This is a genomic window from Halobaculum roseum, from assembly GCF_019880245.1.
Lineage (GTDB): Archaea > Halobacteriota > Halobacteria > Halobacteriales > Haloferacaceae > Halobaculum > Halobaculum roseum.
The window spans coordinates 147,207-167,997 of the sequence record NZ_CP082287.1 but is presented as its reverse complement, the minus strand read 5'-3'; the positions used below and the strand labels follow the sequence as shown (position 1 = coordinate 167,997).

Sequence of the window (20,791 nt, the reverse complement as noted above, 5' to 3'; positions counted from 1 at the left end):
GTGCTAGCGGATTAGCAGAAGCCCAATTACTGCTGGCGATTGGATGCTGATGCTCGGCGTCGACATCTCCAGCCGATATCTGGACGCGTACAGGGTGGACGCTCGAGGCGACGCTGCGGGGAGCGCGCGCATCGCCCGCCGTGTTCCGGACACTGGAGCGCTACTGTGGGTCGATCGTCGACGCAACGCCACGAGGAGAGCCCCCGAAGTTGGTCGTCACCACGCAGGTCGAATAGCTAGCCAAACGCCCGATTCAAGTCACCACCAATGTCACACCAATCCATGTCCGTCACCGTCGCTGACCTCCGTGATCGCCTACCCGCGTTCGACGATATCGAGCCCGGGTTGACGCTGGAGATCAACGGGGAGCCCTACGAGGTCACGAGCGTCGAAACCGAGCATCCCGGCCCGGGCGAGGAGATTCGCGTCCTCGATCTCGCCGGCGACGATGGGGAGATGCGACTCTCATGGGGAGCTGGTCATACCGTTGAGGAAGTCGTGTTCGCGGCTGTAGATGGGAATCCGATGATGGACGCGATCGCTGTGGAATCAATCGAGGTGGACAGCGAGTAGACCTGATTTCTCCGAGTGTGATAACTTTCAAATATTAGGATCCGCATATATCGGTAGACCGCAGACGACTCGGTGAGCTAGCAAGCAGGCGCGAATATCGGTACTTTCGGGGTTCGAATCCTCGGGGGGAAGTGGTCTAGCCGGGCTAAAGAGTAGCGCTCGAAACCTAGTTCACCAGACCATGTTAGGAATAATATCAACTGGACTATCAGGAGTCGTCTTCGAAAACGCCGGCGTAGCGCTTCCGGTCATCCTAGCGCTCATCGCGTACATTGGGTCCTCCCAAAGAACGTACTTCCCCTCACCTTTGCCCGGTACACAGTGAGATGCGTCTCTACCAATTGTTGACTGCGACTGTTTGACTAATCGATTTGAGGCCGCTACTCCTCGACAGCTCCCTCCACAATTTCAAGTTCCTCGTCGGTCAGCTCGTACAGTTCGTCGACGATCTCGTCGGTCCACTCGATTTGATTTTCCAACTCCGCAGCGCGGGCTGTTGTCTCCAGATAGCTCTCCAGCCCGTTACGAACGTCGTCGACGGCAGGAAGGGTCAACCCACGAAGCCGGTCCACCAGCGAGTTCCGTCTCCGTCGCAGTCTCGGGGAAGTCGGTAGATCCGTCTACCTCATATACAACAACTACTCAATGACAGGCTGTGCTCGAGAGGAAACACAATGACTGGAAATTCTTGAAGAGCCTCTAACTCGCCAAAGTCGCCAATACCCTCCCCTTGCATTGTTGAGGTGGAGTCATCATGACAGACGATGTTCCAGACATTGAGGTCCAGCACAGTCTTCGCAGCCGACTCACCGAGCAGTTCGATTCCGAGCTCGTCGATGCTGCGGCAGATATCATTCCGCAGTTCAACCAAGGCGAACAAGCGCCCGAGTACCGGGTAGCCGTAGCACGGGAGTTCATCGAACTCTCCGAAAACTCGCAGAAACAAAACGAAAACCCTCTCGAGGACCCTGACAAAAGCGCTCTCGTGAGGGCGTTTACCTGTGTCGCAGCCGCGAATGGGATCACAGAGACGGGGATCAGGGGCCCTTGCGTACACGCGGTCTACGAGGGTGGTGATGAGGAACAAACAGCTCAATTCCGAGAGGATCTAAAGGAGATTCGAACTCGTCTGAAGCAATAACTACCGAGTACCTCTCAATTGATTCGGCGAAACTTTCGCGACGATTCAGCCATCGAGGCCACGTTAGATCGAACGTCGATTTTGACCCCCATGCTACGCAAGTTGTTAACTAGAGACACGATTCATCGAAAGCGGAGTCTAGAACTTATTCCACCAGAAATATGACAAATTGTTAGATAATCTACCAACCCTTGGTAAACGTACAGTCCAGCCCAACTATTTGCGGTAACTCCGATACGTACCGCTGCTTGTCCGCGGCGCTCAGTGATGTGAACAGATAGACTCCACCGTCCAGCGCCTGATACTGTAACATCTCCGCCTCATCGATATGGACCGGCTCGTCATTCAGCAGTGCTCGCGAACCGCGTCCGGTACCGGGCACGTACGGCAGCTCGATAGCATCCAACAGGTCATGTGCGTCAATGAGATATTCGACCAGTGCGGCGATCGCCTCGGCTTGAGTGTCTCCACTCACGACCTCAATGCACTGACTATCGTCTGTCACCTCAATCACGTACGCGCCATGGGATGCCCCCGCTGCCTTCGACTCAGACGAGCTCGGCTCCGTACGCGATGAGCCCGCTCCTCTATCGGTCGTACTGGCCTGTGACTCCAGTCTGTCGATCAGAGCGTCGACGAACGCTTTCGCCTCGTCCTCGACGTGTTGGGAGACTGCCTCGCCAGCGGTTGTGGTCACGACGGCGGTAACCTCCTCTGCGACGGTTTCCTTCCCGGTTCGCAACTGCCGAATGGCGTGTTGGACGGCCTGCATTGTTTCAGCTATGTGTTGTGACTCGCCGGTTGCGATCGACTCTTTCGCGATGGCACGTAGCGCGTGCTGGTGGTCGTCGATCGTCTCGATAGAGAACTGCGCAAGCGAGATCTCGTTAGGGCGATCGCTGTCGCGGTCGCGCCGGTAGAGCTCAAACTTGCTACCATTGGTTAACAACCCCCAGTCAACACCGACCTGACGCATGTAACTGCTCAGCTGTTCTTCGTGATCTCCGTTGAGCGTGGTGTCACACCCTTTTGCCTCAACGAAGACAACCGGCGTATCGCTAAGCTTCAGTGCGTAATCGACTTTCTTCGTCCCGGTACCCATTCGCACTGAGTACTCAAGTTCGATGTCTGATGAGAGGATATCCCAACCCAGCAGTTCCAATAGCGGCTCGATGATCTTTCGTTTCGTGTTCTGTTCATCCATCTGTGGCGTCTCCTCAATCAGTGACGCCGACCGAGCCGAATAGGCAGAAAGGGCATCTGAATCAATCATTTGAACGTGACTTAATAATGAAACCCGTATAAAACCGGATCACAACGGTACCACAGCTCCCCATATAGGACGTAGCTGTAATTCCGGCGAAGCTACTCCTCGACAGCCTCCTCCACGATCTCGATTTCCTCGTCGGATAGCCCATACAGCTCGTAGACGATTTCGTCGATCAACTCATCAGTCCGCTCTATTTGCTCTTCCAACTCTTCAGCGCGAGCCTTCGTCTCTAGATAGCTCTCCAGCCCATCACGAACATCGTCGACGGCAGGCAGGGTCAACCCACGGAGTCGGTCCACCAGCGAGTTCGTCTTCGTCGCGGTCTCGCGGAAGCCGGCGAACCCGCCTGCCTCGTCGACGGCGACCGGGACGAACGCCTCGATGAGATCCGCCTCCGTTTCAGTGAGGTCCGTGATTCGCAGCGCCGGGAGTGGGTCAGTCTCTGTGTACCCCCACTGGTCCGTTTCGTGTGCGTCCTCGTCGTCGGGCTTGTAGCGAGCGGTGAGGCAAATCTCAACCGTCGTGTCGGCCTCACGGATGACCTCTGCGTGGCCGACGCGGAGGTTCGGCTTCTGTTCGGTTGTTTCTTGGAGGATGGAGTCTGCAGCATCTTCAGGGGGTTGCGTGAAGCCAGCTTCTGAGATAGCCTGACCAGTTGCGTAATTTCCGAGATAATTTTTCAAATCCAGATTTAGACTGGCGATCTGGCTTTTTTGTTGGGCTATGTCGGAGACCAGCTCTGCCATCACGTCGTGATAGACTTCTTCAGCTAACGCTTCGATAACGCTGTCTACACGATCTCCTCCGCGGATGTACTCTCGTAACGATTTCAGCACTTCAGTCGCCGTTTGTTCCCGTTCTTCTGCTGACAGTTCGAATTGGATGTTTTTCAGTGGGAGATGTTCCAGATACTCCCTGAACTCAATGTACCCTCCCCTGATTCCAATTGCAGCAAATAGGAGCTTGTATTCCCAATCTAAGAGAGTGGAATTCAACAAGCCAGTGTAGTATTGAGGTGCAATTTCCATATTGGTGAGTCGACTCTCAGCACCGGTGATTGTGTAGACTGTGTTGAGCGGGTAGTAGAAGTCGTCATCGCCAACACCCCCGTCATAAGCTGCTGTGAGTCTATCAGCAATCCGCTTCATCAATATCTTCGGCTGGTGGAGGAGTTCACGGGTCTTCGCGTTGTACAGTTCTTCCGGAAGGTAGTGGAGATATCTTCCATCCCACTGGATGTGGTGCCTGTGGATGTGTTGACCATCAACAACTGGATGATAGTCAGAGTCCTCCTCAGTCGGAGGACTGTCTGTGAGTAGAGTCTCTCGTGCCGATTTACCACCCATCCGAATTGCTTGCTCTAGTTCAAATTTAGTTCCCAATTCGAACGAGTCCGATGTTAGCTTCTGATGTATAGACCAGTTTGAATTCGTCATGAACGGACAGAAAACATTGCGTGGTAGTTCAGCGAATCTCCGAACTGGTGTTTGGTGAGTAAACTCACTTAGATCCCCAGAGACAAGCGATTCTGGGTTATCTTCGGGGATATTTACGACGCTCACGTCTTGATCCGGTTGGGGAGGTAGATTTTGGATCGTTGGGATGCAAGGATACGTGCTTATTCCTTTGAATACATCTGATTGGGACATATTCACAAATTGCTCGAGACGGATCTGATCTAAGAACAAATCCCGTAATGCGCTACCATTGCCGTATATTGCCCACTTGATTGGGACAATCATGCTCATGTACCCATAAGCACGTATGAGCCCGATCGACCGTTCTAGGAATACAATGTACGCGTCGTATCGGCCGACAGTAGTTTGATAGTCCTGAGAGTTCCCCAAATAATCTCGCATGGGCCCCGGGATGTTTGTCACACTGATATACGGCGGATTCCCAACAACCGCATCGAACCCCCCATCGTCGCGCTTCTCCCCATCAGTCCCGAAGAAGACCTCGGGGTACTCCAGTTCCCAGTGGAAGAAGTCCTCCTCCTTAGCCATCGCCTGCGCACTCCGGAACCAATCCTCCTCTCGCACCTCAGCCCACTCATCCTCGCTCTCAATCGCACCTGCCATTTGCTCGTACACGCCCTCAGGCACATCCAACCCGAACTGCTCGGCGGTGTGGACGTTCGCCAACTCGAATAGGCGCCCGTACAGTGGGTCCGAGCGAATCTCGTCGTAGGTCTCCTCCATCGACTTGATGTCCGCGAGCGTCTCGTTGTCGATGGCCAGCAACTCCGACATAAGCTCCATCACGTGCTCGAGCGTGTCCCGGCGAGCCTTTGCGAACACCTGCGTGAGCGTCAACTGTCCGCCTTCCTGGGCGCTATCATCAGACAGCACCTCGGTGATGTCCGATCCCACCAACGAGTTCCCATCCTTCAGGTGGTGGTCGAGGAACGCGAGCGGCTGATCGGTCGCGAGCGTCTCCAACCACATCGACAGCTTCGCGAGCTCGACGGCCATTCCGTTGATGTCCACGCCATAGATGCACTCGCGGGCGATGATCCGCCGGATGTCCTGCTCGTCGTAACTCTGGATCTCCTGCTGGCGGATGACTTCCATCACCTGCTCAGTCAGATACCCGGTCGCTTTCGTGAGGAAGTGCCCCGAGCCCATCGCCGGGTCGAGCACGGTCAGCTCGCGAATCTGCTCTAAGAACGGCGCGATGTATCCCTTGTCGCCGGGCTCTAACCCCTCTTCCTCGCGAATGTCCGCTTTGATCTCCTCGACGAGCGGGTCGATCGTCTCCTCGACGATGTACGCGACGACATAGTCTGGCGTGTAGTAGGCCCCAGTGGCCTTGCGCTCACCGTCGTCGTTCACGACATACAACTCACCTTCCTCGACCGTCTCGACGGCGTCAGCGACGCTCACCTCCGTCGCAGGCTTCCACACTTGCCCGCCGTCCTCCGACACGGCGGCGTACTGCTCGGGGGCGATACGGAACTCGTGTTCGAGCAGGCCCTCGTAAATCGTCCCCAAGTGCCGGGTATCGAGGTCGGCGTAGTCGGCGAGCACGTAGCCGTCGCCGTCGTCGGCCGTCGTCGTCCCAAGCCGATAGACAACCTCGGCGATGTACCGATCGGCCACCTCATTCTCGGCGAGAAACGCGTGCTCCTCCTCGTCGAAGAGGCCGCCGTTGTACGGCGGGATCCCCAGTGACTCCTCGCCGGAGTCGATGAGTCCGAACAAATCCTGGAGGCGGCCCCACATTGACGTGGAGTACTCGCTGTACTCGTCGAAGGACTCGCCCGCGTCGATGTCCTCGTGAATCTCCTGGCGCAGCTCGTCGAGGCTGAAGTTCTCGTTGAACTCGGCTTCGCGAGCGGGCTCGTCCGGGCTGATGAGGTGCCGCGATTCGGCATACAGCACGAACATCAACCGATACAGGAGGACGAGCGACTGCTCTTTCAGCTCCTCGCGAGCGTCCTCGTCGTCGGGGTCGATATCGAGATCATTCGTCTCGACGAAGCCCTCGCCGAGGATGCGCAGCGCGGTGAAGACGTTGTCCTGGAGATCTTCGCCGAGCTCCTGGGCGGCCGTCTCCGATTCGTTCCAGACTGTCTCGAGGAACGTCGTGCCAGCTGTCTCGCGGAACGCAGCCGGCCGGAAGAACGCGTAGAAGTACTTGAACTGCTCAAGGTCGCCAGATTCGAGGAGTTCGGGCAGGTTGACCTCGTAGTAGGTCTCGGTCGCGTAGTCCTTCGTCCCGTAGAGGCGCCAGGTCTTGCCGTCGGTGAGGATACCCCACTCCAGGCGCTCGGGCGTGTGTTCGAGGTAGTACTTGATCTGGTGGGAGGCGTCGCGATACGAGCGCGTTTCGGCGAAGCGTTTGGTGAAGTCGGCGTCCCACTGCTTGGCCTCGAGGACTGCCGAGGCGAGCGAATACATCGCATCGCGATCACCGTCGCGCTTACGGATGCTGGCGTCTCGGCGTTTCTCGTCGGATTCGAACAGGAGGCGGTCGTTGTACCCCTCGCTGTCCGGGAGGGTGGTCTCCGAGAGGGTGCCGAAGCCGAGGACGTCCAGCACTTCGTCGATCCACGAGTCGAGCAGCTCGTCCTCTTTGTAGGAGGCGACGAGCTCGCCTTCCAGTTCCCACAGGTGGTGAAGTTCCTCGAAGGCGGCTTGCGCTTCCTCGTCGCAGTCCCAGGCGTCGAGATCGTCGACGCGCTCGTCGAGATAGTACCCCGAGAAGAGGTCCGAATTGTGGTAGGGCGTTGCCCCGAGCGTGGCCTGGCTCATTTGTTACTCGCTAGCCGTAACTGAACCGGCAAGAAGGCAGTGGGTCCGGGGCTTGGACTATCCGTGGTGGCAGATAATTTCAGATTGACAAGTTACAACCTCACTTGCTTAGTTGGGTTCCTCTGACACGTCAGGGAGAATCAGCGGTAACAGTTCAACAGATCCAGACTGACTGCTTCACCACCCGCTACCAGCAGTTTCTTGTCTGTTAAAGAACATGGTGGCGACAATGTCGCTGACACGTCGAGAGACCATCGGATCTATCCTGCTCGCCGGCCTCGCCGGATGTGTCGGCTCCGGTTTGGACGGTGGCGACGAGGAGACACCTACCCCCATCGAGGTAGGACCCAGCGGTGGCGGAGTCTCGCTCGTTCGTCACCACTTTGAGTATCCCGATGCTGGTCCGGAGCTTTTCGCGACGCTCCAGAATACTCGCGACGCCGGGTTTGAGCTCGCAGATATGGAGTGTCATGTGTACGAGGGCGACACATTGCTCGCCGAAACGTTCCGGACGATCTCCATGGACGGGAATACGACCACAGAATTCAGTCTCGGCTTCAACATCGGGAGCAAACAAGTGGACTTCCAATCGTCGACACGGTACACCATTACTGTCGATGTCCCCTACGAAAATGGCGTCACCGATAAGATCGAGAAGGAGTTCGACCAGCCCGTCCAGTTCATCGAGACGACCAGTACCGAGTAACCTGACTGCGTCTTCAAGCCGACGGAGAACTCGTTCTGAAGCCAACGCAACGCCGCACAGACACAGGCAGCTTGTGTGGACCTGACGTGTTCACCACGACGACACATTGAAACAGCGCCTCCGTGACACCAACGCGTGCCACTTCGGGAGGCAAAATCCATCGACACCCTCGCCGCCGAAACGCGTGAGGCCGATCTCACACTCTCTGCGGACCCACCACTCACGCTCGCGCTAGACCGACACACCAGTACTCCACGCCTTGGTCGCGCCAGCGCAACGCCGCGAAGTTACGCCGCAAACGAGTTCGTCCCAAGCGACCGGCGCCGCCTGTTCACCGAGCTCATCACCCAGACGGACCTCACGTGGAAGCAGGCCCACCGAGCACTCGATCGCTGCCTCCAGTGTTGGGACAAGACCGGCGCACTCGACACGATCACCGACTATCCAGAGTTCGATACGCCACAGTTCCATTCCACCCGCGACATCCTCCACGAGACCGACTCGAGTTACCACGACCTCGAAGACACGACACTCTCCGACAGCACCGATGTGGCGGTAATCAATGAGCCAGGACTGAGTCCACTCGATCGAACGCTCCTCCCCGATTCTTACCAGCAGGTCGACCCCTTCACAGGCGACACGACCTCCCTCCCACAGTTTCACGTCTTCCCCTCTACCACCGCGATTGTCGACGCGCTCATCACACAACTCGATACGCACACCGCCGAGGCCGTCGGCATCGTCCTCGACGAGTCGAGTCTCCTCAGTCCACTCGTCGAGTCCGCACTCGAGACTGCCTGCATTCCGTATCAAGGTGGGCCAGGATTCATCGACGACCCCGACGTTCGGACCTTCCTTCGGCTTGCTGAGGCGGTCTTCACCGGCAGTGATCTGCGTGTCGCCGACCTTCGCCCGCTCGTCGAACGACTCGGCATCGACCTTGACAGGACCGCGGATCACCGGCGTGTCGACAGTGTCGATGTCGGCCCTGCCTACGAGCAGTTCGCCGACGCGCTCCACACAGGCACCGTCGACGATGCGATCTCGGCGTACGAACGCGCCGCCGAGAGCTCACTCTCTCAACTTCGCGAGGAGAGCGACAAGCTCGGTCTCCTCTCAACAGCGTTCACTCCGCAGCGACTCACCCAACTCCAGTACTATATCGAGTCGTTCGATATCCCGGTCGACCAGCCGAACGAGGGCATATTGCTCACGGACGGCGCGGCGACCAGCTACATCGATCGCCCGGTCGTGTTCTATCTTGGGTTGGGAGACGGCTGGGCCCAGCAACCTCCCGACCGCCCCTGGGTTGACCCGGTTGAACACGTCCAACAGGACCTCAACCGGTTTGAGGTCCTCCTGCAGAATGGCCAGGAACGGCATTTCCTTGTCCAAGCTTCCCAGGCTGATGCAGACAGTTCCCCGTGTGTATATTTCCAAGACATTGTTGACCAACCCGTCGAGTCGTTCAGCGATCTCCCGCACACGACACACGGCGGCGACGCGACTCGTGACAGCGTCGGGACGCCCTTCGTCGCTCCCGAGACCCCGGACGGCGAACAAGAGCCACCGGAGACAATCAGTCAGTCCACATTACAACGCCTCGCCAACTGCCCCCGTGAGGAGTTCTTCCACCGACTCGTCGAGTCACCAACGACGATTCCGATGGCCCGCGGCACCGTGATCCATGAGGCTGCGGAGGTATGTGCCACACATCCAGAGACGGTTCGAGAGCGACAGGAGGATGTCGTCGACGCGATGGTCGACCAGATCCGTGCGTACGCAACGACGCCCCGTGAACGGGTCGAACGAACAAAATGTGTACTTGCACTTGAGACGATCCAGCAGTATCTCGACGCGCACCCGCCGACCGACACACCGTATGAAACGTACACCGACCGCTCGCAATCCAATAACCTCGCCGAGCGCCTCGGACTCACTGTCGACTCCACACTCACCGAGCGGTGGTTCCAAGCCCCCGACATCGGACTGCACGGGTTCGTCGATTTGCTTCACACGGAGACGGCACTCGTCGACTACAAGACCGGCTCTCAATCGACCGCTGGAAAGCTTCGCCAGCAGGCGTCCCTTGACCCACTTCACGACGAGCCGAATTTCCAAGCGGCGGCGTATCTCGCCCAACATCGCCGTGAAAACCCGAATCAGCCATTGGAGATCCGGTTCGTTCATCTCCTCGAACATGACACTCAACTCGCCCGTGGCGACACCGTCCCGCTTGAGGAGCTTGTCACCACAGTCGAGTATCTCCCCTGCACCTTCGGTGAGTTCGCCGCACGCCGCGAAACGTTTGACGCCGTCACCGACTACGCCGACTCCAACGATCGGGTGAAAGCGCTCGACTCGCTTGGTTACGAAGCATACCGCGAGTTCTTCGAGTCACACGACCTCCCACGTAAGGGAATAAACACTGAGCGGCGGGAGGCGATCATCCAGTCGTTCATCGAGTATACCAAAAACCGCGTCAAGGACACGAAATACGTCGAACGCGGTTGCCGCTCCGCGGTCGAGGACATCGATGGCCTCGTGGGTGAACGCTATCTCACGGAGGATTTGGACGCCTTCGAAGCGTTCGTCGCCACCCAACGTGAGCGCCTTGCCGCTTACCGTGAGGAGGGATTCCCCGTCCGGACTCGCGAAGACGGCCCCAATTGGGATCGGGTCGACGCACAGGACGTGGTGATCGACGATGTCTGAGCCGACACCGAATGAGAACCAACAACGGCTCATCGAGTCCACCGACGGGATCTACCGCGTCGATGCCGGCGCCGGGACGGGCAAGACGTTCGCGATCACCCGGCGATACGCTCACATCTTGGAGTCGACTGACGCGACACCGGAAGATATCCTGTTGGTCACGTTCACTCGCAACGCCGCTCGCGAGATGCGCGAGCGTATCGTCCAGCAAACCGACTACGACCTGCGAGAACTCCAAGGTGCGCCCATCAGCACCTTCCACGCCTACTGTTTCCGACTGTTACGCCGCTACGGTCACACCGTCCCGGAAACGCTGGACATCGACGACCAGATCCCCGACTCGATCGACCTCATCGAAGAGTCGGTCCGCGAGAAGCAGTTGTTCCAGCGGTTCATGTCGACCTTCGCTGACGAGCATCCCGAACACGCGGCCATGCTCCGTATCTTCCGGGACACCGCTACGCTCCACACGCTCATCGGTGAACTCGCTGCGAAAGGCGCCATCCCCACTCGCGACGGATGGTTCCGATCGAGTGACGCTCCACTCGAAGGCGACCGCAAGGCGTTCTTCGAGACGGTTGCCGAGGTGAACACTCCCGGTGAGGGTGCCTCTGGCCAGACCAACAGCGACGCGAGAGGATCCGTCAGTGGTTGGGACGCGAGTGAGTACGCACCGGATGCTCCCTCTAAAGCCGAGATCCACGACGACCCCCAGGTCGATCGTGGCGTCATCGAACGCGCCTACGACGAGGATCGGACGGCGCTGCTGGCGTTCGTCCACGATGTCTACTACGAGTATCTCGCCTACGCGCTCCGGAACAACTACCTCACACAGGGGCTGATGCTGGCGCTGGCGTTCGTCATGCTGTCTGACCGGCCGGAGGTTCGCGAACAGGTCGCCCACGAGTACGTGATGGTCGATGAGTTCCAGGACACGAACGAACTCCAGTTCAAAATCGCGTTGCTGCTTGCGGACACGAACAATCTCTGTGTCGTCGGCGACTGGAAGCAGTCGATCTACGGCTTCCAGCACACCAGTGTCGAGAACATTACCGCCTTCGACGACCGACTCGAGCGGTTCACCCGCGAGTTGAATGCCGACCGAACCCGTATCGACTACCCCGTCGAGTCGGTTACTACAATCCCGCTGTACGAGAACTACCGCTCCTCGTCCTCGATCCTTGCATTCGCGGAGCAGAGTCTCTCGATTCCGGCGACGTACAGCGAGGACATCGACGATCCACTCGCAGGCGAGCGCTCGCTCGCGGCGACGAACCACGTCGACAACGCACAGATCGACGCGTATCAGGCGCCGAACGAGCACGAACTCCTCCTCGATCGGATCCAGATGGTCGTCGATAACGACGACTACGCAGTCGAGGTCACCGATGAACCACAACCAGACCCTGGCGCCACCACTGCACAGCAGGAAGCTGCCGAGCGCGAGCGATTGGGTGCGCCTTCGTACGGAGACATCGCTGTGTTCACCCGAACACGTGCGTTCGCTCGGGAGTTCCTTACCGTCGCCGACGAGTACGGTGTCCCGGTCGCCTACGACGGCGGAGTTGAGCTGTTCGACACGCCAGAAGCCAAACTCGCACTCGCGTGGCTACGCATCGCCGAATCGAACGCCCGTCGTGGTTGGGCCGTCGTCCTCGAGCGCGCTGGCTACTCGTTCGATGACACGGAGACGATTCTGGACACCGAAGCGTATCCCGATGCAATGGTGCAGTTCCGCGAGGAACTCGCTGCGATCGACACACTTGGGGGCTTCCTTCGACGCGTCTTCGACCGCTACGGCCGTACGAGCGCATACGCTGATGCGCTCGTCGATCACCTCACGAGTCTCTACGAGAATAGCACGCTCACGCGGGGAGAGGCGATCCAGTACATCGAGGCCAACCTCGATGCAGGAACCACCGTCGATATTGAAACCAGCCCGGGTGAGGACGCGGTGACCCTCCAAACAATCCACGGTGCAAAGGGACTCGAGTACCCGATCGTCATCCTCGCGAATCTCAACGACCGCGCGTTCCCGCATTACGGCCAGCCGCCAGCCTGTCCGATCATCTACGACGACGAGTTGGGGCTTCGCCAAACCCGGGCATACAGCGAGGCGGGCGACTATCCGCACGTCTACCAGCATTGGCCGACGAAGCTGTTGCAGTCGATTCAACCGTCAACGTACGATGAAGAGCGGCGCTTGCTGTACGTCGCGATGACTCGTGCAAAACGGCATCTCCTGTTCACCTCTGGGGACGACCCAAGTCGCTTCATGGACGGCCTCTCGATCGACGCGATTGAACTCGAACCGACACCCGAGCCCGTCACGGTTGCCCGCGAGTCTACTGCTCCGTTCGAGACAACGATCCCAGACAGTAGCACAGTTCCCCGCCGGCTCAGCGTCCACGATATCATGGACGACAGCGTCTATGACGAGCGCAATGGTGGTCGTGGGACCGACTTCGGAACCGAACTGCACGACTTCGCCGAGGCGTACGCACTCGACGAGCCAGTCGAACCGAGTAACGACGACGAGCGCGCGGTGGCGACGCTCATCGATGACCTTGATGGGAAACTCATCCCGGAAGAGCCGGCGTTGCTCCCGCTGCCCGGAGAACCACAGGTGACGCTCGCGGGGATCATTGACCTCGTCCACGTAACGGACGACAGCGTCGAGATCATCGATTACAAGACCGACCCCGACCGGCTGGCCCACGATGAGTACCGAACGCAGCTGAGTGTGTACTACCACGTGCTTGCGAGTGTGTACCCCGACCGACCGATTCAGGCGACTGTCTTCTACACACAGACCGCTACTCCGGTCACTATCGACCCGGTTTCGATCGACGCGCTCGACCGGCTGTCGAGATCGCGCCACGCGTAAGAACCTCACCGATCCGACCCAAGTCAGATACAGATCCGACCGGCTCCGACACCGCGCTCAGCAGATCTGATCTGTGGGTGCTTCAGCTGCTCTGTCGATAGCGGGGTCGAAGTCCTCGGCTGGAACGATTCCGATGTACTGGAACAGAAGATCGATGAACTGTGCTACTCGGTCCGGTTCCATCCCGGACTTCTTCACGTTCAGATCTTGGTAGGTCCCGATTTCGTTGTGAACGATGGCAGGTGTCTGCAGGTCAGGCTCGAGCGTGACGATGAGTTCCCGCGTTTTCGAATCGGCGATGAGTGCAGAGATGGCGACGTTGGGGTCGACGACCAACTTCATTCGGCGTCTCTACGCCGATTCCTCGTCGACGCGCTTCCGTCCGCTTTCGTTGATCTTCTGGGCGATTTCGTGGACGTCGCCCTCGGTGAGGTCACTCCGGCTGGTGAGTTCGTCCATCACTTCCAGTGTCTCGACCTTCTCTTGAATGGCTTGGCGCGTGACTTCGCTCCAGTTGATCTCGGGGTGGTTCTCCATTCGCTCTTTGAGGGTGTCATCTACGTTCACGGTGATCGTGGGCATACAGGAATCTATGAATACACAGATTACTGTTCTTTCCGGTGTATATTAGATCCGCTGATTTTGGCCGCCTCACAACCTCCAAGGGGAATCGTTCGCCACTCGAACAGAAGCCTGCAGCGCCAATATACCATACACTCGGCCACTCGAATCGCCTCCCGCTGGAACACGACAGCCCAGTCCGAGTCAGGCGAGCAACTGGATGTACTGCTAGCTCACACTGTACACACGACAACTGCTAAGTGAGGTGGCTCACAACGTACACATCATGAGCACGGACAAGAAGCGGGTCCAATTTCGCGCTCCAGACCGACTCATCGATCGGACTGACGCGCTGGCAACGGTGCTTGGCGAAGACCGGACGGATATCTTGGTGACCGCACTCCGAGAATATCTCCAGGATGCCACACACGATGATGCACTCCTCCAAGAGATCGCCGAGGCGTACTATGATGATGCGATCTCCTTCGAGCAGCTCAAATCCCTCGTCGGTGCTGAAGAGGCAGCGAACCTCCGTGTGTTGAAACAGCAGCTCAGCGACGACTTCATCGACGAGGTCGCTGACGCATAGATGGCGTCGGTGGTTGCGGATACGTCTGCGTTCGTGAGTCTCGGCATCGTTGACGATGCCCCAGCCCCGCTGTCAGTGGTACTCGACGAATACACAGTCCTCGTCCCGGAAGTTGTCGTCGATGAACTCAACGAGGTTGCCTCCTACGACGATGCGCATGGTCGGGCTGCGGGGCGAGTGCTTGACAGAATAGAATCGTTCTCGACGCGATCGATCGAATTGGATGCTGAATTCCCACTGGACGACGGCGAGAATGCAGCGGTATCACTCGCGAATAAGGTTGACGCCGACCTACTGTTGTGCGATGAGTTCAATCGTCTCGGATTAGTTCACGCCTCGCTCGTTGACACCCGCCTCGTGACGACCCCAACACTTCTGGCAGTCTGTGTGCGTAATGGATGGCTGTCCACTGGGGAGGCGCAGTCGGCGCTGGCAGCAATCAGTACAACTCGTAGCTGGGACGAGAATAGCTACGTCCAGCGGGCGCGGTCGCTACTTGAGTGAGTGATGTGGCCAGCAGGCGGTTCACCCAAACTCCCCCAGTGACGGCTCCACAACCCCTGAGACCGCCCGCTGAATCCCCTCGCGATCCCACCCAAGCGGCGAGACAACACTCTCGGCAGCCCGGATCGCTTCGCGGCGATACCACTCAACATCATACCGCCCCAACGACTCATGGCCCAATCGCACCCGACCCAACCCCGTCGCATCATCATCTACCACCAGATACTCGACGCGCTGCCCGGGCTCGAGCGCACAGTCCTTCCACTTCGCGCGCTTCAACGCCGCCACGGTCACTGTCTCGTAGCGATACTGCTCGGCGCGCTTGGACACCCGCTGCGTCACCAACAACTCCACTGGGTCAACGTCCCCATCCTCTAGCCGCCTGAGCCACCGCCGCAGCTCCCCCACAACGGCCTCCACATCATGCGTCCGGTCCAACGTTCGGATCAACGCCACCTGCAACCGCACGACCCACGCCGGCGTATCATCCTGCCGGCATTCGATCCCCCGCGTCTTCACCGCCTCACCTACACCCTCCTCCGGGTACGACTCGCCACGACGCCGCCCGAAGTAGCGCGTCAGCGCCCCACCATCACCACCGCGGCGGGGACAGAAGGCGACCCACTCGAAAGCACCCTCATACTCCAACTCGATACCCACCTCCGCACTCACCTCCTGGGCAATCGTATCAAGCGGCCGTCTATCGGTTTCACCAACATCAGGTGAGGACGTTACCCAGATCGAATCGACGATCCCGTGCAGCACGCGCCACCCGCCCGCTTCCAGTGCAGCTTTCGCATCTAACAGGATCTCCCGAGCAAACGCGTTGATTGCCTCGTGGCACTCGATCCGGCCGTACTTCGCGTTCGAGAAGCCCTGATAGCCAAAGCAGCTGACGAGGATCCACTTGATCGCCGCCGAGCGTGACTCCAACGCCGCGATCTCCTCTGGATCGTCCGACTCCCGAATCTGCTGCTTGATCGCGTCCCGCCCATCAATAAGCGGTCCTAACACAGCGGGGAGGTACCCATCTCGCTCGCAAATCGAATACCCCAGGTTTGGAACCGAGTCGTTGTCACAGCAGCCACACCGCACCGTCTCGGGTGAGATGTTGTACTCGCGAATGATGTTCGGATACAACGACGAAAAATCGAGCTCGTGGACGTCCTCGTGCACGCCAACCTCGGGCGCGAGCGTCGTCCCGCCCCGATCGGCAGTATCGAGCGTCGCCGCTGAGCGGAAGAATTCCGGGCGCCACGCTTGCCACGGGACCAATACGCCCCGCGAACGCGCCTCCCGGATCTGCATCGCCGTCAGCACCCGCCCGATCGACGCCCAGCCGAGCTCCTGGAGCGGCAGTCCAGCCCGCTCAACGAGATCGAGACAGCCCTCGAGGCCTGCCTCGTGCAAGAAAAACGAGTTCGAGCGGTCGAGCAGCACTCTCCCCGGCACCGAATACCGCGCCGGCGAGTGGCCGACGTTCCCGTAGCTCGTGTACGTCGAGGCCGACGCCAGCTGTGTATACCCTGGCTCTCGCCCAAGCTCGAACGGCCGGAGCCCGTACTCCGCCGCCGCCTCGAATAGCAGCGGGACGACCTCGGCGGTATCGACGATCAGCACGTCCGGGTCGACGCTCGCGACGCGCTCGCCAACCGCCTCGACCACCTCCCGCGGCGTCGATCCCACTGACTCACCGTCGACGGTGAGGTTGGGCAGCGCTTCTACCCCGGACTCGTGGGCCGGAAACCCCAGTTCAAGGGTCCGAAGCTCGCGAAGATCGGTATCGGGCGCTGGCTCCGTCCCGGCTTCGAGCGTATACCGAAACTGCCGCGTCACATCGACGTTGTAGCAGGTGTAGGCGTCCGCGGCACCGAACTGCTGGACTCGCCGCGCGACCGAACGCACATCCCCGATCTCGCGACACTCGATCTTGAGGACCGGCCGGGCATCAGCGCGGAACGTCTGGCGCCACACGTCCACCGAGAGCGACTCGACGGCCGCCTGCCCCGCAAGGAACGTCCGGAGGTCCTTGAGGGCCTCAGTGAGCGCCCCACGCGCCGGCAGCTGCACTCGCGGCGTCTGGCCCCCGTGCTCACCGTACAACTCCGAAACCGGCGCACCGACGTACATTGTCGGTCGGTAGTCGTCGACGCGCGTTGGTTCGACACCGTCGGCCGTGAGGCGCCACTCGACGACCGTGGTACCGTCGTAGTCGATCGCGAGCACCATCGCTATCGCTCACGCTCGACTGGCGTCTCGGCGGCCTCGGGGCCGTCCTCGAGGCGCGCCTCCAACTCCTCAACGCGCTCCTCGAGTTCGTCGAGACGATCTTCCTGTTCGAGGTCAATACTCACCAGGACGGGCGCGAGCTGGTCGGGGTGGTTCAGGTGGCTTGCAGCGTCGGCGTGCTCGCGAGCGTAGGTGAACAGCCGGTCGAGCAGCGGCTGGTGGCGCCGGCGCAGCGCTCGCCGGAAGTCGCCCCACTCGTCTTCCATCCGCCCGAGTACATCGCGGAACGTCGGGTTCGTGCGCCCCACGCTCACCACCCCTCGGGAGTGACTGGGGATGTCGTCGACGTTGACGAGGCGCTCGGCGACTCACCAGCGGTGTCGACCGGGGCGTCGACGGCGCGAGCGCGGTGCTGGAGGATCTCCCGCCAGAACGCGAGCGTCGTCTGGAGCCACCCGTCGCCGGTGTGGTAGACGAGTGTCTCTGCGTCAGATTCGGCGTCATCGCTGGTGAACCGTGGCCCAAAGGGTGTCGCCTGGCAGGTGAGCGTCTCCGCGGCGGCGGCCTCGATCGGCGCCGACAGCTCGTCGTCGCGAGCGCGAGTGACGACGACTGGGAGGTCTCGCTCGCGAGTAATCCCGGCGAGCGTCGCCAAGCGCTGGACGAGCAACTCCTGTGCCTGCTCCCGTGGGATGTCGTCCTCGCGATACAACAGATCCATCGCGGGAACGACCACGAGCGCCGGATCGGTGCGCTCGAGTACGGCGTTGGATACGATCCGTGGGAGGCGGTCGAGCAGCGAGGCGTGTTGGTAGGCCGTAAAACCGCGAGCGGTGGTGATTCGCTCCAAGTACTGGGGGTGCGGGGCAAGCGTCGCGAGCGTCGATGTCTGGACGTGCCCGCCGGCGTCGACCCAGAAGGCGTGATCACCCGAAGAGAGGAGCTGGTCGAGGACGAGCGCGCACAACGGCTCGGCGCCGAGCTCGGCGTCGATCTCCAGGAGCGTCACGCCCGCCTCGAGCGTGGGCAGTTCGACACCATCGTGCGGCTGGTCGCGATGCATACCAGAAGGCACGGTGTGCGTGCATAAGGGGCTCAGCCATGCATGGAGAGTGGAAGTGAAAGTGAACAAATCCACAGGCCGGTAACTTGGCCTGAAAGCCCTCTCACGGCCAGCTACTCCGGTTGCTCCTGTTAGGGCGTTTATCCAAATAGACCAATCGGGCCACCGGAAGTGAACCGCGTCTTGGGTGCAATCCTATCGGTCCCGCCGTCACAGAACCAGTTCACATTCGGTGACGTGATCGTCGTCGGTGCTGTCCCACAGACTGTCAGTTGTCCGGGTCGATGGGGTTCTCATCGAGGGCTACGTGGACTGCTGCAAGTCCGGCTCTGTTGAAATCCTCAACCAGTGATCGGTCTCAGCGGGCCTGCTGAATACGGGGGACATATGAAACACTAAACCAGCCCGCCGTTATCGGATTGACCTATGTCCCTGCCAAGAGATACCCTCCTATTCAGTATCGTGGTGATGCTATGGGCAGTTCAAATCGAAGCCAGTGGATACGGTAGCTCAAATACGATTGTCCTTACTTCACTCGTAATCGGGGGAATCGGACTTATTGGAAGTTTCCTGTCGGCATTGAGTTCCGTCAGTCAGAGTCCCGAGTCCGACCCCACCGAGTAATACGCAGTCCCGATCTACCAGTCGTTTTACTTGGGACCGTTCTGGAAAGAACAGCAGTCAGCGATAGATACAGACTGTGTGAAAATCAAGACGAAATCATTAGTAAATCCCTTTTTTAATAAAATTGACATTACCTGTGATCCGAGCTCCTGTGTCACTCAGATCCTGGAGATTCTCAACGAACAATTTGTTTATGCCCGCGTTCCCTCCATGAGCCCTCAAGCAAGGACCATTGGCAGCCGCGCTCACATCGCGAATTGTGGTTTGATCGATTGAAGTCTCGTCTGCCACAAGCCGAATAGCAGGTTCATCTCCCTGTCCAACGTCATCAATTGAAACATCCTTTAATAAAAACGCAGACCCCTGAGACTGTACCACGGTTACTGGCCGTCTATTCGAAGTCGGTGAGATATGGATAGAAGCTGATTCAAGTTTGACGTTAGCCGCCTCCGGAGCGACATCGAGAATCCCACCATACCCCATTGGCCCCCTGTAATTCAGGTTCTGGATGCAGGTGTCCGGCTGAAAGGTTTGAATAGACTGTCCAAATTCAGCTTCGGGAAGACTGATTTCCACGTCTTTTATCGTGTTGCCAAAGGCATTGCCACTTGATCGCCTGAAATGAACTGCTTTTGACGGATAGCGACCCTCAAGACCTTCTGGCTCATCATTTTGGTACGGGGTCTGTGCAATATGAGATATTGTCAACCCGGATATTGTGTTGCCACTACATCGCCGCTTCCCAACCCCTAACACAATCCCCTCATTTCTCGCAAACCCACTCGCGTGAATTCCTCGGAGGTTGCAGTTGGTGGCGCCAGCCATATACAGCCAGTGATCGGTTGCGGAGTTCGACAGCCAAAGATTTTCCAGTTCGCAATTCCGGCCGGCCAGGACGATGTTTGAGCGAACTGTATCATGTACATTGACATTTCTGACGAGGATGTTAGACGGCTTGCGGTCTTCCGGGACTTTAGATCCATCACCGTGAATTACTATGCCGTGGTGATGTGGTGAATACGGATACGGCGGCACGTCACGGTTGCCCGATTCGTTGCCATCGATCTCAAGATTCTCTATTGTGACGTTGCTTGTTTCCTCGCCGACGACGAGAGGGCTAACACGTATTTGTCCCCGCTCTCCGTTGACGCTGTCTCGTAACTTGAGAATAGTCGCTCCAGGACCTTCACCGACAAATCGAATATTTGAATGGAGCCGTATTCCGCCTAGCCAACCGTCTTCTGATGGCCCGATTTCATAGGTTCCTTGTTTCACATAGATCGTACCAGTTCTGAGATCATCGACTGCATTCTGAATTACGCGAGTTGCGTCTGTTCCACTGTACTTTTCTGATTCGGTCGCACCTTCGAGAGCCCTCACCTCACCGTCACGTTTGTAGATTATGTAAGAAGACGCGAGCCGATGGGATTTGACCGAAAGGGTGTGGGGTTCAAGATCCGCGCCACCTGAATTTGGACCGGAATGAGTATGCGACGGTATTGTAGATTGCGCATTGGTAGATGACTTCGTCGAAGACCGGGTGCCTTGCTGTCTATTGGATGTTTCTTTCGGGGTGTCCGACTCTCCACAACCGGCAAGACTGCTAACCATGGCGGTCACTACTCCGAGAAATGTCCGTCGTTCAGTCTGTTCAAATGCCATGAAGACGTGAA

At 58.6% G+C, this 20,791-nt stretch carries 14 protein-coding genes and 2 pseudogenes; 7 read left to right on the top strand and 9 right to left on the bottom strand.

Annotation, left to right across the window (positions count from 1 at the left end; all coding sequences use genetic code 11):
* Positions 1-282: 282 nt before the first annotated feature.
* On the top strand, positions 283-573 hold the full coding sequence (locus tag K6T36_RS16095) for a hypothetical protein (RefSeq protein WP_222923519.1): 291 nt from the start codon (positions 283-285) through the stop codon (positions 571-573).
* Between the two features lie 380 nt (positions 574-953).
* On the opposite strand, the pseudogene K6T36_RS16090 reads toward K6T36_RS16095, so the two are convergent.
* Positions 954-1,212 (bottom strand): annotated as a pseudogene (locus tag K6T36_RS16090) (restriction endonuclease); the annotation flags it as partial.
* Between the two features lie 115 nt (positions 1,213-1,327).
* Here K6T36_RS16090 and K6T36_RS16085 point away from each other — a divergent pair.
* Positions 1,328-1,714, top strand: coding sequence for a hypothetical protein (locus K6T36_RS16085; protein WP_222923518.1), 387 nt, complete (start codon positions 1,328-1,330; stop codon positions 1,712-1,714).
* A 181-nt stretch (positions 1,715-1,895) separates the two neighbouring features.
* Here the strand turns inward: K6T36_RS16085 and K6T36_RS16080 are convergent, their stop codons facing one another.
* Positions 1,896-2,987, bottom strand: coding sequence for a type I restriction enzyme HsdR N-terminal domain-containing protein (locus tag K6T36_RS16080; RefSeq protein ID WP_222923517.1), 1,092 nt, complete (start codon positions 2,985-2,987; stop codon positions 1,896-1,898).
* 92 nt (positions 2,988-3,079) lie between these two features.
* Complete coding sequence (locus tag K6T36_RS16075) at positions 3,080-7,240, bottom strand: Eco57I restriction-modification methylase domain-containing protein (protein WP_222923516.1); 4,161 nt, start codon at positions 7,238-7,240, stop codon at positions 3,080-3,082.
* Positions 7,241-7,469: 229 nt separating this feature from the next.
* Here K6T36_RS16075 and K6T36_RS16070 point away from each other — a divergent pair, with 229 nt between their 5' ends.
* The 3 genes from K6T36_RS16070 (at position 7,470) to K6T36_RS16060 (ending at position 13,548) form a co-directional block, all read left to right on the top strand.
* Complete coding sequence (locus K6T36_RS16070) at positions 7,470-7,946, top strand: hypothetical protein (RefSeq protein WP_222923515.1); 477 nt, start codon at positions 7,470-7,472, stop codon at positions 7,944-7,946.
* Between the two features lie 135 nt (positions 7,947-8,081).
* Complete coding sequence (locus tag K6T36_RS16065) at positions 8,082-10,661, top strand: PD-(D/E)XK nuclease family protein (protein WP_222923514.1); 2,580 nt, start codon at positions 8,082-8,084, stop codon at positions 10,659-10,661.
* A complete protein-coding gene (locus K6T36_RS16060; protein WP_222923513.1) occupies positions 10,654-13,548 on the top strand; it encodes a UvrD-helicase domain-containing protein in 2,895 nt (964 codons plus the stop codon). The genes K6T36_RS16065 and K6T36_RS16060 overlap by 8 nt, the downstream gene beginning before the upstream one ends.
* A 69-nt stretch (positions 13,549-13,617) precedes the next feature.
* On the opposite strand, the pseudogene K6T36_RS16055 reads toward K6T36_RS16060, so the two are convergent.
* Both K6T36_RS16055 and K6T36_RS16050 read right to left on the bottom strand, forming a co-directional pair.
* Positions 13,618-13,890: pseudogene (locus tag K6T36_RS16055) on the bottom strand (PIN domain-containing protein); the annotation flags it as partial.
* Positions 13,891-13,899: 9 nt separating this feature from the next.
* Positions 13,900-14,130 carry a hypothetical protein gene (locus K6T36_RS16050; protein ID WP_222923511.1) on the bottom strand — a complete coding sequence of 77 codons (231 nt, stop codon included), beginning with the start codon at positions 14,128-14,130 and terminating at the stop codon, positions 13,900-13,902.
* 265 nt (positions 14,131-14,395) lie between these two features.
* Between K6T36_RS16050 and K6T36_RS16045 the strand changes: the two genes are divergently transcribed.
* Together K6T36_RS16045 and K6T36_RS16040 are read left to right on the top strand one after the other, a co-directional pair.
* On the top strand, positions 14,396-14,698 hold the full coding sequence (locus K6T36_RS16045) for a hypothetical protein (protein WP_222923510.1): 303 nt from the start codon (positions 14,396-14,398) through the stop codon (positions 14,696-14,698).
* The gene (locus K6T36_RS16040) at positions 14,699-15,202 is read left to right on the top strand and encodes a PIN domain-containing protein (RefSeq protein WP_222923509.1); all 504 of its coding nucleotides are present in this window, start codon (positions 14,699-14,701) and stop codon (positions 15,200-15,202) included.
* 21 nt (positions 15,203-15,223) lie between these two features.
* Here K6T36_RS16040 and K6T36_RS16035 read toward each other — a convergent pair whose 3' ends face one another.
* The 4 genes from K6T36_RS16035 to K6T36_RS16020 form a co-directional block, all read right to left on the bottom strand.
* Complete coding sequence (locus K6T36_RS16035) at positions 15,224-17,431, bottom strand: type B DNA-directed DNA polymerase (protein ID WP_222923508.1); 2,208 nt, start codon at positions 17,429-17,431, stop codon at positions 15,224-15,226.
* 2 nt (positions 17,432-17,433) lie between these two features.
* The gene (locus tag K6T36_RS16030) at positions 17,434-17,739 is read right to left on the bottom strand and encodes a DUF8156 family protein (protein WP_222923676.1); all 306 of its coding nucleotides are present in this window, start codon (positions 17,737-17,739) and stop codon (positions 17,434-17,436) included.
* Positions 17,740-17,741: 2 nt separating this feature from the next.
* The gene (locus K6T36_RS16025; protein ID WP_222923507.1) at positions 17,742-18,494 is read right to left on the bottom strand and encodes a P-loop NTPase family protein; all 753 of its coding nucleotides are present in this window, start codon (positions 18,492-18,494) and stop codon (positions 17,742-17,744) included.
* A gap of 723 nt (positions 18,495-19,217) precedes the next feature.
* The gene (locus K6T36_RS16020) at positions 19,218-20,780 is read right to left on the bottom strand and encodes a pectate lyase family protein (RefSeq protein WP_222923506.1); all 1,563 of its coding nucleotides are present in this window, start codon (positions 20,778-20,780) and stop codon (positions 19,218-19,220) included.
* Positions 20,781-20,791 lie beyond the last annotated feature (11 nt).